Source organism: Bacillus sp. JJ664, assembly GCF_036962205.1.
Lineage (GTDB): Bacteria > Bacillota > Bacilli > Bacillales > Bacillaceae_G > Gottfriedia.
Map to the genome: position 1 here is coordinate 1 of NZ_JBALMS010000130.1, position 11790 is coordinate 11790.

The following is an 11790-nucleotide window of genomic DNA, read 5'->3' on the forward strand; positions in this document are numbered from 1 at the left end:
TACGATCTACTTCTTCTAGTATTACATCTGCATAATAACCATTTTTATCAATGTTTAATCCATCTTTTAAACCTTCCGCATAACTTTGTACAATACTTAATGGTGTTTTTAGTTCATGTGATACACCACTTATAAATTCTTTTCTAACTTGTTCAAGCTGTTTTTCTTTTTCAATATCTTTTATTAATCGTTCATTTGCCTGCTGAAGATTATCAATCGTAGATGCAAGATTTTCAGATAATGTATTAATTGATTTTGACAGCTCTCCAATCTCATCCTCTGACTGTATGTTTATTTTTTCATTAAAGTTTAACTTCGCTAATTGATTCGTCACAACATTCAATTTAAGCAATGGTTTTGTAATGACCTTGGAGTAATAAAATGAAACGACAATAATAAGTAATAAACCAACCATAAACGCGTATAAATAAAAATCTTTTAAAACATACATCGCCTCGTTAACAGGTTGAAGTGATGTCATCGCAAATATGACCTCATTATATCCTTGCTCAGTTTTTAAAGGATATATCAAGACTTTATTGTCTAATCCATTTGCTTTATCTAAATAATTAAACGTAAGTGGATAATCTTTTACTGTGTAATTAGAAAAGTCTTCATTACTCTTTGTCCATTCTGTGATTGCTTGCATTAACGAGTTCATTTGAGCCGAATATGAATATTGATTTGCTAAGGGTAAATGCAAATCTATTACTTTTCCCTTTATCTCAATATTGATTAAGTCATTCAAATCATTATTTTGTGTAGACAATTTCACGGGATTTGCAGAAGGATTTTGCTCCTTCCATTCACCAAATTTTGTTTTAATAGTCATTGGAATAAAATAATCATCTTCTATATATCCTCGAATGACGATATTTTCATTTTCTTTGATTCTTAAACTTAAAATTTCTTCAATTTGATCAGAATACAGTAAATTATTTAAAGGTACATATACTTTTTTACCTGATGTTGTCTGTACTGTTAAATCAAAATTATTCTCAGCTTTTAAAATACCTTTTCGATCTAATACCGCTAATGAAGTATTATACTTGGTAAAAAATCTTGTTAATTGATTTTGAAACTGTTTGTCAGATAAATTTCCTTTTTCATATGTATGAACAAAATCCTTTAATTCTTCAGAGACAATATCAATTTTCTTTTTCGTATAAAATCCTTGTAGAAAAACTGATTGACCAACGAACACAATCATTAAAAACACGATTAACAAAACTGTGATTGATAAAAAAAGCTTACTTACAATACTCTTTTTCATCTTTTACTCCTCAAACTTATAGCCAACACGTATAACGGTTGTAATATGTTTTGCTCTCTCACCTAATTTGTGTCGAAGTTTTTTGATATGTGTATCGACTGTACGACCATCACCAACATAATCAAAACCCCAAATATTATTTAATAATTGATCTCTCGTTAGTACGATGCCTTTATTTTCTATTAAATACACTAATAATTCGAATTCCTTATGAGTTAAATGAAGTTGTTCGCCCTTTATATAAGCTAATCTTGATGAGGTATTGATCGTGATTCCACATATCGTTTTTGCATCAGTATCTTCCTCTTTCATTTCCAAAGTACGTCTTAGAACACTTTTTGCCTTTGCAACCAGAATTTTTGGACTAAAGGGCTTTGTAACGTATTCATCAGTACCCATTTCAAACCCTAATAATTGGTCCTCTTCCTCAGATTTAGCTGTTACCATAATAATTGGTAGATTAGATCTCTCTCGTATATACTTACACACTTCTATACCATCAATTTTTGGTAGCATCAGATCTAAGATGATTAAATCAATTTCATGTTCATTAAATTTCTTGATTCCTTCTTCACCATCAGCTGCTTCAATCACAATAAAATCTTCATTAATGAAATAATCTTTCACGATTTCCCTTAACCTTTTTTCATCTTCAATTAATAAAACAGTAGAGCTCATATATTTTCACTTCCATATTTTTTTTTGAGATATATTACCATGTTATCATAATTATTTGAAACATTTCGAATAGAAGACTTTGAAAAAGATTTATTGACGTACATTTCAAAAATCTATTTATTCAATTCAACTTGTGATAAAATGAAGGGAAAACGCACTTATATTTATTTTGTTTGTAAAGGAGCTAGAAAATGAGCTTGTTCATCATTGTACTGGCCTATTTAATAGGCTCAATTCCGTTTGGATTAGTTATAGGAAAATCCTTTTACGGAGTAGATATTCGTCAACATGGAAGTGGCAATTTAGGCGGTACGAATACATTTCGTACGCTAGGTAAAAAAGCTGGAATTATCGTAACACTTGGAGATATATTAAAAGGAACACTCGCGGCATCATTACCAGTTTTATTTCATTATTCAGGCCCAGACTGGTTCAATCCATTATTAGTTGGTTTATTTGCTGTTATTGGGCATATGTATCCTATTTTCGCCGGTTTTAGAGGTGGAAAAGCTGTTGCGACATCCGCTGGGTTATTATTATTTGCATCACCTATTCTGTTTCTTGCACTTTTAATTTTCTTTATTTGTTGCTTAAAAATCACAAAATATGTATCACTTACATCAATGTTATCAGCAATTGCAGGAACAATTGGAGCATACTTTGCTGGCGAACGACTTTTATTTATTATTATGATTGTATTAACAATCTTTGTTGTATATCGTCACCGTGCAAATATCACAAGAATTATCAATAAAACAGAACCAAAAGTATCTTTTCTTAGCAAAAAGAAATAAAAATATCATTCTTTAAAATAAAACCTTACAAATAGTAAGGTTTTTTTGTTCCCTTTTTATACCATTTGGGAAAATATACAAGTTTTATCAATGATCTTTATGTAGATGATATTGTAATGAAGGGTTGGATGCAGTTTAATAGGAGGCTATCATGAAATATCATCCGTTTGTTTACTTTACCGCTTTAAAATGGTGTTCATTCGGGTTTGAATTTTTTTTTGGAATGCCGACATTCGGCCGCTTTCTTGTCTTAATTACTGCTAATATTCTTCCACTCATTTTAGGAATTGTTTACTTAATCACATTGTACCTTGCTAGAAACCATGGCCAATTTACAATTGGTTCTATTGCAGGTTTAATTACTCTTTTTATTGAATACATTTCTCCACTAGCGTGGATTATGCATCTTATTACAGCTGTCATATTGCTTGTTGAAAGCATACAAGCAACGATCACACTTAATAAGAAAGAGTATATTGTAAGTGATGAAGATGAAGACGCGTTCCTTTTAGAAGCATGAGTGTTTTAAATTAAAAGGTAGAAGGATTTTGTCCTTCTACCTTTTTTACATTTATCCCATCGCCTTTTCGTATGCATCATACCAGTCGGGGAAGGATTTTTTAAATTTGATTGGTCTGAATGTATCCTTTGAAACTAAAACATGTGTAGAGCTTCCGATACAACAGATTTCGCCTTCTTCATTTAATATCTCATACTCATAAATAACTTTGAGTGGGCTCAATGATTTTATTTTTGTTTTAATGGTTGGACTTTGACCATATCGTAAACTTTTTTTGTACGACACATTCAAATCAATGACAGGAGATATTACTCCTTGTGCTTCCATGTCCGCATAATTAAATCCTAATTCCTTTATTAATGCAGTTCGTCCAATCTCAAACCAAACTAAATAATTTGCATGATATACGACACCCATTGCGTCTGTTTCTGCATATCTAACTTCAACCTTTTTTTCTGAAATAAACATCCTACTCACCTCATTTTCTTCTATAGAATACTTTACCAAAAAATACATTTTTGTTCTATTTTAAACTTCGCGTAGCCCTTAGATGGTATAATGTATGTAACAATTAAGGGAGGTCTCATACTTGAAAGTTATAATAGGTTCAATCTTGATCATCCTTCTTTTTTTACTTGGTATCTGGCTCATCCTATCTCCTACTTTTCAAAAAATAGGAGAAAAGTCAGCAAAAGTTAAAAATATATTAAAGGACGAGGAGGAAAAAAGAGAATGAATGGTCAACCAATGGAACAAAAAAATTCATTTTTTACGAAAAAAGTAATTGGTGGATTGATTGCTGGAATTGCACTTCTATCTGCTGTAGCAATACCTGCATTATTTATTGAAAAAATAACACCAGGTTATGTAGGGGTAGTTTATTCTCCAAATGGTGGAATACAAAAAAACACATTATCACAAGGATGGAATTTTGTAGGTTTGTTCGACAAGGTCACTGAATATCCAATCCGTTTACGAACAGTTGAATATAAAGACGTTGCACTTGCTACTTCTGATGGCAAACGAATTGAAATGGACTTATCCTATACATATAAAATTGATCCATCGAAGGTTGTTTCAATGTTTAATGAGTTTGGACCAATTGCGATTGAAGAAATTGAAGATACATATTTAAAGAAAAGACTACAAGATGCCGCTCGAATTGCCGTTTCTAAATACACTGTTCTTCAGTTATATGGTGAAAAATCAAGTAATGCTTCAGCAGATATTGAAACACTATATAAGGACGATGTAAAGGTTCTTGGCTTTTTTGTTGAGAATCTGACATTAGGTACACCAAAACCAGATGAAAAAACTCAGGAAGCAATAGATGCACGTGTTCAAGCAGCTCAAATAAACGATCGGAAGAAAATCGAATTAGAAACAGCAAAAATTGAAGCTCAAAAGAAGAAAGTTGAAGCACAAGCAGATGCTGATTCACAGCTGATTCGTGCACAAGGACAGGCAAAATCAAACAAAGTACTACAACAATCACTTACAAAGGAATTAATTGAATATAAGAAAGCAGAAAAATGGGATGGAAAACTTCCTACTGTTTCTGGTAGTGATTCAAATATTATTCAGTTCCCACTTCCGCAAAATGAAAGTAACGAAACGAAAAAATAATATTTCTTATAAACCTGGTCCCTTGGGCTAGGTTTTTTCTTCCTTCCTTCTATATCCCCTAACCTTGTTTTTTTGTCCCCCTCTTCTATTTCCTTAAAATCGGCATATATTTTTTAATAGCGTAATTCATCATTCCTGTGAAAGGAGATAGACGAAATGCAAATTCACGTTGTTAAAAGCGGCGAAACTGTAATGAGTATTGCCGATTTTTATGGTGTTGACAGGCAAGCACTTATTAATTCAAATGCCCTAACAGCCCCTTATAAAATAATTAAAGGTCAAGCGTTAGTAGTACCGACAACTGGAAATGAATATTTTGTTCAACCTGGCGATAATTTATACGAGCTTGGCTTAACCTATGGTGTTAGAGGAAATCAAATCGCTACTTATAGTGGGATTAGTCCTTACGCTACCTTACATGTAGGCCAAAAATTAAATCTACCACCAAGAAAAAAGAGAAATGTTGAATCCATTGGCTATTTACAACCAACTTCTAATCCAATCAGGCCAGCTTTAGAAGAGGCTGCTCGGAATGAAGGGAAATTTTTAACTTACTTAGCGCATTTTAGTTTTGATGCAAAAAGAGATGGGACTTTAACAGAGCCACCAATTGGTAATATCCCTCAAATCGTGAAAGAAAACCGAAATATTTATATGATGGTTGTTTCTAATTTAGAAGCAGGAAACTTTTCAACAAGTCTTGCAACAGATATATTACAAAGTCAGGCAGTTCAAGATACGCTAATCAATAATATTATTGCTGCATGTAATAAATATGGTTTTAGAGATGTTAATGTCGATTTTGAAGATGTAGCTGCAACAGACCGAGTTTCTTACATTAATTTTTTATCAAAACTAAAATCAAGACTACCTCAGGGAGTTATTTTAAGTGCAACATTAGTTCCGAAAACTAGTTCAAATCAAAAAGGTAGATTCTATGAAGCACATGATTATTCTGGTATAGGAAAAGTTGTTGATTTTGTTGTCATCATGACATATGACTGGGGTTGGCAAGGTGGACCACCTATGGCGGTTTCTCCAATTGATCAAGTACGTAAGGTTATAAATTACGCCAAAACGGTCATTAACCCTGCAAAAATAATGATGGGACAAAATTTATATGGTTTTGATTGGAAAGTTCCTTTTAAACAAGGAACTATGGCGAAAGCCCTTAGTGCTGAAGGAGCAACTAATCTAGCCATTCAAATGACAAATGAGATATTCTTTGATACAAAAGCTAGAGCTCCTTATTTCCGTTATACTGAGTCAAATGGCCAAAAACATGAGGTTTGGTTTGAGGATGCAAGATCAATTCAAGCCAAATTTAATTTAATAAAAGAGGATAATATTAGAGGAATCTCTTATTGGAAACTAGGTCTTCCATTCATTCAAAATTGGGAATTACTTCAAGCAAATTTCAATATTGTGAAAAGAGGATAAACAAATGCTAGGTATCAATGAGACTTACTCATAATACCTAGCATTTTTTTTAATCAGTCATTCGCGTCATTAAATGCTTGTTCATCCTTTAGTTCACTTTGTAAGGCTGCTAATGCTTCCTCACGACGTTCATTTTTGGCTAAAGCATTTTGACGATCTTGTTCATTTCCAAATTTCATTGAAGCTTCTGCTTCCTTCATATTTTCTCTTGTGTTATTAATTGCATTTTGGATTTTATTTGCATTATCACTACGATCATCTGGATTCGGTTTAAATTCCATGATAATTTCCCTCCCACTATTTCTAATTAGTTCATTTACCCATTATCAACAATTGGTTGTTTCCCAGTTGGGTCTTTGTATTGCATTTGTTTTCCTTTATTTCCACCTGCAGCTCTTTTTTGTGTTCCTATATGATTCGGAACAAAGTCTTGAGGATGTTTTTTAGGATTTCCCATAGTTATCGCCTCCTAGCGATAGTATGAGTTTTCCTACTTTAAATATGTATTTACAATTTAAAAAACATCGAGTTAAAAAATAACAAAAATGAAAAAGAGAAGGTTCCCCTTCTCTACTTAATCAATTCTATTTCATTATTCTGCTTTTGCCTTTCTTTCTAGGCGTTCTTCAAGTCTGTCATATATTTTATTTAAAGCTTCTTGATCGTTTAACAGTAAGTTTTTATTTTCTAAAATTAAGTCTTGAAACGATTTATGTCTTTTCTTACGCAAATTAATCACCTCTTCTTTTTATTTAGTATTGCCAAAAAAAAGAGTTTTCTTACAGTTTAGTCAATTGAATTTTATTATTTTAGAAACTCATTTAATTGTTTTTCAGTTATAGGACCAATTTGCTTATATATAACTTCACCATTTGGATTGATAAAAAATGTAGTCGGTATCGAAATGACGCCGTATTTTCGAAAATTATCGCCTTTTTCATCAAGTAATATTTGATAATGCATATTATTTTTTTTCACGAAGTTGTTCACAAAATTAAGATCCTTTTTTTCACCAATAAAATCGGCGACTCCTAAAATAACAATATCACTTTTGTTTTTCTGATAAAATTTTTCAAGAACTGGAATTTCATCCTGGCAAGGTGGGCACCAAGTTGCCCAATAATTTAAAATAACCTTTTTTCCTTTATAAGAAGATAGCTTCACTTTTTTTTGATCCAATGTCATGAGCTCAATATCTGGTGCCTGTTGACCAACTTGGACACCCATTTTTTGAATCGACGCAATATAAGAATCATTTTTACTGACTTTCTTCTCTTCTTGCTTTTTTTCAGTTAATTGAAAAATTGAATACCCTAAAGCAATTACTAATAGTAGTAATGGTATGATTTTTTTCATGATTGCAATCACCCTTTTAATGAACTAACTCTATTTAACCATAAAATATAGAAAAAACAAATTTCAAACAGAATTATTATTAGGTTACCCTACCTATTAAGAAATATTGAAACACAAAAAGCACAGTCATCAAGACTGTGCTTTTTATGATGTAGATTAATGAGTTACTTTAGAACCATTTAATTTATCACGAAGTACCATTTGAAGAATACCACCATGACGGTAGTAGTCAATTTCAACTTCACTATCGAAGCGAGCTACTACATCAAATTCTACAGTTGTTCCATCTTCTCTTGTAACTGTTACTTTTACAAGATCACGTGGCTTAACATTTTCATCAACACTAACTGCAAATAATTCTTTTCCAGTTAATTCGTAAGTTGAAGCATTTTCGCCATCTTTAAATTGAAGTGGTAAAACACCCATTAATACAAGGTTACTACGGTGGATACGTTCAAAGCTTTCAGCTAGAACAGTTTTAATACCTAATAGGTTTGTTCCTTTTGCTGCCCAGTCACGAGAACTTCCCATACCATAGTCATTACCTGCTAAAATCATTAAACCAGTTCCATCTTCTTTATAACGCATTGCTGCATCATAAATTGACATAACTTCACCAGTTGGCCAGTAAGTTGTGTATCCGCCTTCTGTGCCTGGTGCAATTTGATTACGGATACGGATGTTTGCAAATGTACCACGCATCATTACATCATGGTTACCACGACGAGAACCATATGAGTTAAAGTCAATTGGATTTACACCTTTGCTTTGTAGGTAAAGACCTGCAGGAGTTGTTTTACCAATTGATCCAGCTGGTGAAATATGGTCAGTTGTTACTGAATCACCAAATTTACCAATAATTTTTAATCCAGCTAATGGTTTAACTTCACCTGGCTCTTTTGATAAACCTTCAAAGAATGGTGGGTTTGCAATATATGTTGATTCACTATCCCATTTGTATAGAGAATCATCAGTTGTTTGAATTTCGTTCCAACGCTTATTATCTTCAAATACTCTTTCATATTCTTTCTTGAATAATTCAGGAGTAACTGTTGAAGCTACAACTTCTTGAACTTCAGCAGATGTTGGCCAGATATCTTTTAAGAATACATCGTTACCATCTTGATCTTGTCCGATTGGCTCAACAGAGAAGTCAATATTTACATTTCCAGCTAATGCGTAAGCAACTACTAATGGTGGTGATGCTAAGTAGTTACCTTTAACTTGAGGATGAATACGTCCTTCAAAGTTACGGTTACCTGAAAGTACAGATGTTACTAACATATCATGTTCAGCAATTGCTTCTTCCATTTCAGGAGCTAATGGACCAGAGTTACCGATACATGTAGTACAACCATAACCAACAATGTTAAATCCTAATTGGTTCAGGAATGGAATTAAGCCAGCTTCTTGTAAATATCCACTTACAACTTTAGAACCAGGAGCTAATGAAGTTTTTACATAAGCAGGAACTGTTAATCCTTTTTCAACTGCTTTTTTCGCAACTAAACCAGCACCTAACATTACGTAAGGATTTGATGTATTTGTACAACTTGTGATCGCAGCAATTGCTACGGCACCTGTTTTAAATGTTGTTTCTGTACCATTCTCAAATTTAACTGATACTTCTTTATCTAAAACATCTTTCGTTAATCCGAAACCTGCATTACCCATTGGAGCATCAACAGCTTCTTGGAAAGATTTTTTCATTTCAGAAAGTGGAATTAAATCTTGTGGACGTTTTGGACCAGAAAGATTTGTTTCAATTTCAGAAAGATTAATTTCTACTAATGAAGTGAACGTTGGATCTTCTAAATCAGGTGTATAGAATAAGTCATTTGCTTTGCAGTATGCTTCTACTAATTCAACTTGTTCTTCTGGACGACCTGTTAAACGTAAGTAGTTTAATGCTTCACCATCAACTGGGAAGAAACCACATGTTGCACCATACTCAGGAGCCATGTTCGCAATTGTTGCACGGTCTGCTAAAGGCATGCTTTGTAAACCTGGTCCAAAGAACTCAACAAATTTATTAACTACACCTTTTTTACGTAAAACTTCAGTAACTTTTAAAGCTACATCAGTTGCAGTAGTTCCACTTGGAAGTGAACCTGTTAATTTAACCCCAATTACTTCTGGTACTGGGAAATATGATGGTTGGCCTAACATTCCTGCTTCAGCTTCAATACCACCTACACCCCAACCTAATACACCAATACCGTTGATCATTGTAGTATGAGAGTCAGTACCTACTAATGTATCTGGGAATGCAATGATTTCACCTTCTTCATTTTGAAGAGCATGAACTACATTTGCTAAATATTCTAAGTTAACTTGGTGAACGATACCTGTTGCTGGTGGCACAGCACGATAGTTATTGAATGCTTTTTGTGCCCAGCTTAAGAATTGATAACGCTCTATGTTACGTGAAAATTCTAAATCCATATTAAAATCAAGTGAATCCAATGTACCAGCTTTATCTACCATTACTGAGTGGTCAATAACAAGATCAACTGGAATTTCAGGATTAATTACTTCAGGGTCTCCACCCATATCTGCCATAGCTTTCCTTAAAGAAGCTAAATCTACAACAGCAGGAACACCAGTAAAATCTTGTAAGATTACTCGTGATGGTTTGAATGGAACATCTACATCTTGTAGTTCAGCTGTTCCCCATTTTGCTAAGTTTTCAACATGTTCTTTTTTAATTACTCTGCCATCTACTTGACGAAGAACTGACTCTAATAATACCTTAATTGAATAAGGTAATTTGCCAATTTTGGCAACTCCAGCTTCCTCAATTGCTTTTAAGCGATAATAATGATAAGTTTTGCCGTTCGCAGTAAAAGTCGAACGTGATTGAAAAACGTCATTTTTCCCCATGTTTCTTCCCCCTATTAAGCATAAAATGTCTGAATTTATTTTATATCCAAACTTTTCAATACCTTACAATAATATCTTATTACAATGTATATCATAAGTAAATAACAAGTAACTTATCATTTCTAATAAGTAAAACTTATGACCAAATATCAATGACAAATTTCGCGTATTCCGAAAAAAAAAGGTAACACTAATAAATGTGAAAAGGAGGGATTATGATGTCAAGACGTAAGAATAATGTTGGTAGTGGTAGATCTGCCTCACTCGAGCAAGGAAAAGCAGCTGGTTTTAATGAAGAAACTGCACAAGAGCCACTTTCAGCAGATTATAAATTAAACAATAAAAAAACAAAGAAAAGACAATAAGCTAAGACATAAAAAAACAAGCAATTTCATTACTTTGAGATTGCTTGCTACTTTTTCTTTATTATTTTATCACAAAAACAATCATAAAAATTACTCTGCATCATCTTTATGACGTGGGAATATTTTCTTATCAATCGACTTTGGTGGAATTAGATAGATAATTTCTCCAGTTCCTTTTGTATCTTTATTAACTTCATTATTTTTTCGGTTATAGTATTGAAAAAAATTTACTACATTTTTTTGCCTCTTATTATATTGAAGTTTTCTAATCAAAAAATAGAGTACGATAATACCGGAATATATGAGACAAATAGTTAAAGCTTGCATAATCAGTCTCCTCTTTCATTTTGACTACTACTAGTATTGGTTAAATTACTTGTTTCATACATAAAAAGAGTCAGACAAACAAAAGTTTNNTCTATTATTATAGGCAATTGGCAGATTTCTTCAAATAATTGATTGTCATTATTTTTACATTTGAATTAAGTTTAATGGTTTCAATTTCATTAACTATTATAAAAAGCTGTTTGAAGATTAAAAATATGAAACCAACTCTCCCCCTTTGTTATATGTATTTTATATATATGAAAAATGTTATTGAAAATTATAAGTAAAATTGATTAAAACGCTTTCATTTGAAAATTAGTAAATTTTACATAGTAGCATATTTTTTCAATTAGAACTAAAGCTATTAATGAAGGTAGGTGACAATAATGGCAAATAAATCAGTACGCCGAAACAGTGCGATTGAAAATGAAAGTGGACAACCAAAACCATTAAGCGGTTCTCATAAAGTAAAGAACCAAAACCATACAAGGCAGAAAAAACATAGTCATCATGACATGTAAATAAATT

General features: G+C 32.5%; 16 protein-coding genes. 7 read left to right on the top strand and 9 right to left on the bottom strand.

The window, feature by feature from the left end; genetic code table 11:
- Together V7056_RS17415 and V7056_RS17420 are read right to left on the bottom strand one after the other, a co-directional pair.
- Nucleotides 1-1273 (bottom strand): histidine kinase dimerization/phospho-acceptor domain-containing protein (locus V7056_RS17415; protein WP_499703673.1); only part of this gene is annotated, 1273 nt, incomplete at its 3' end.
- A 3-nt stretch (nt 1274-1276) separates the two neighbouring features.
- On the bottom strand, nt 1277-1951 hold the full coding sequence (locus tag V7056_RS17420) for a response regulator transcription factor (protein WP_499703674.1): 675 nt from the start codon (nt 1949-1951) through the stop codon (nt 1277-1279).
- 191 nt (nt 1952-2142) lie between these two features.
- On the opposite strand from V7056_RS17420, the gene plsY reads away from it, so the two are divergent.
- Together plsY and V7056_RS17430 are read left to right on the top strand one after the other, a co-directional pair.
- On the top strand, nt 2143-2745 hold the full coding sequence (plsY, locus tag V7056_RS17425; RefSeq protein ID WP_499703675.1) for a glycerol-3-phosphate 1-O-acyltransferase PlsY: 603 nt from the start codon (nt 2143-2145) through the stop codon (nt 2743-2745).
- Nucleotides 2746-2896: 151 nt separating this feature from the next.
- A complete protein-coding gene (locus V7056_RS17430) occupies nt 2897-3265 on the top strand; it encodes a hypothetical protein (RefSeq protein ID WP_499703676.1) in 369 nt (122 codons plus the stop codon).
- Nucleotides 3266-3316: 51 nt separating this feature from the next.
- Here the strand turns inward: V7056_RS17430 and V7056_RS17435 are convergent, their stop codons facing one another.
- Nucleotides 3317-3733, bottom strand: a complete 417-nt coding sequence (locus V7056_RS17435; protein WP_499703677.1) for an acyl-CoA thioesterase — start codon at nt 3731-3733, stop codon at nt 3317-3319.
- A 121-nt stretch (nt 3734-3854) separates the two neighbouring features.
- Here V7056_RS17435 and V7056_RS17440 point away from each other — a divergent pair, with 121 nt between their 5' ends.
- From V7056_RS17440 to V7056_RS17450, 3 genes are all read left to right on the top strand, one after another.
- Nucleotides 3855-4001, top strand: coding sequence for a DUF8570 family protein (locus tag V7056_RS17440; protein WP_499703678.1), 147 nt, complete (start codon nt 3855-3857; stop codon nt 3999-4001).
- An 11-nt stretch (nt 4002-4012) separates the two neighbouring features.
- Nucleotides 4013-4891: a prohibitin family protein gene (locus tag V7056_RS17445; protein WP_499703685.1), complete on the top strand. Its 879-nt coding sequence runs from the start codon at nt 4013-4015 to the stop codon at nt 4889-4891.
- Nucleotides 4892-5047: 156 nt separating this feature from the next.
- Complete coding sequence (locus V7056_RS17450; protein ID WP_499703679.1) at nt 5048-6331, top strand: glycosyl hydrolase family 18 protein; 1284 nt, start codon at nt 5048-5050, stop codon at nt 6329-6331.
- A 53-nt stretch (nt 6332-6384) separates the two neighbouring features.
- On the opposite strand, the gene tlp is transcribed toward V7056_RS17450, so the two are convergent.
- The 5 genes from tlp to acnA form a co-directional block, all read right to left on the bottom strand.
- Complete coding sequence (gene tlp / locus V7056_RS17455) at nt 6385-6612, bottom strand: small acid-soluble spore protein Tlp (protein ID WP_499703680.1); 228 nt, start codon at nt 6610-6612, stop codon at nt 6385-6387.
- A 35-nt stretch (nt 6613-6647) separates the two neighbouring features.
- A complete protein-coding gene (locus tag V7056_RS17460) occupies nt 6648-6788 on the bottom strand; it encodes an acid-soluble spore protein N (RefSeq protein ID WP_499703681.1) in 141 nt (46 codons plus the stop codon).
- A 135-nt stretch (nt 6789-6923) separates the two neighbouring features.
- Nucleotides 6924-7061 carry an FbpB family small basic protein gene (locus tag V7056_RS17465; protein WP_107900005.1) on the bottom strand — a complete coding sequence of 46 codons (138 nt, stop codon included), beginning with the start codon at nt 7059-7061 and terminating at the stop codon, nt 6924-6926.
- A 74-nt stretch (nt 7062-7135) separates the two neighbouring features.
- Nucleotides 7136-7687, bottom strand: coding sequence for a TlpA family protein disulfide reductase (locus tag V7056_RS17470; RefSeq protein ID WP_499703682.1), 552 nt, complete (start codon nt 7685-7687; stop codon nt 7136-7138).
- A gap of 156 nt (nt 7688-7843) precedes the next feature.
- Nucleotides 7844-10570: an aconitate hydratase AcnA gene (gene acnA, locus V7056_RS17475; protein WP_499703683.1), complete on the bottom strand. Its 2727-nt coding sequence runs from the start codon at nt 10568-10570 to the stop codon at nt 7844-7846.
- A gap of 218 nt (nt 10571-10788) precedes the next feature.
- Here acnA and sspO point away from each other — a divergent pair, with 218 nt between their 5' ends.
- Nucleotides 10789-10935 carry a small acid-soluble spore protein SspO gene (gene sspO, locus V7056_RS17480; protein WP_308464600.1) on the top strand — a complete coding sequence of 49 codons (147 nt, stop codon included), beginning with the start codon at nt 10789-10791 and terminating at the stop codon, nt 10933-10935.
- A 90-nt stretch (nt 10936-11025) separates the two neighbouring features.
- Here the strand turns inward: sspO and V7056_RS17485 are convergent, their stop codons facing one another.
- The gene (locus V7056_RS17485; RefSeq protein WP_499703684.1) at nt 11026-11262 is read right to left on the bottom strand and encodes a hypothetical protein; all 237 of its coding nucleotides are present in this window, start codon (nt 11260-11262) and stop codon (nt 11026-11028) included.
- Between the two features lie 386 nt (nt 11263-11648).
- Here V7056_RS17485 and V7056_RS17490 point away from each other — a divergent pair, with 386 nt between their 5' ends.
- Nucleotides 11649-11783 (top strand): small acid-soluble spore protein P, encoded by a 135-nt coding sequence (locus V7056_RS17490; protein ID WP_087998276.1) that lies wholly within the window; start codon nt 11649-11651, stop codon nt 11781-11783.
- Nucleotides 11784-11790: the final 7 nt, after the last annotated feature.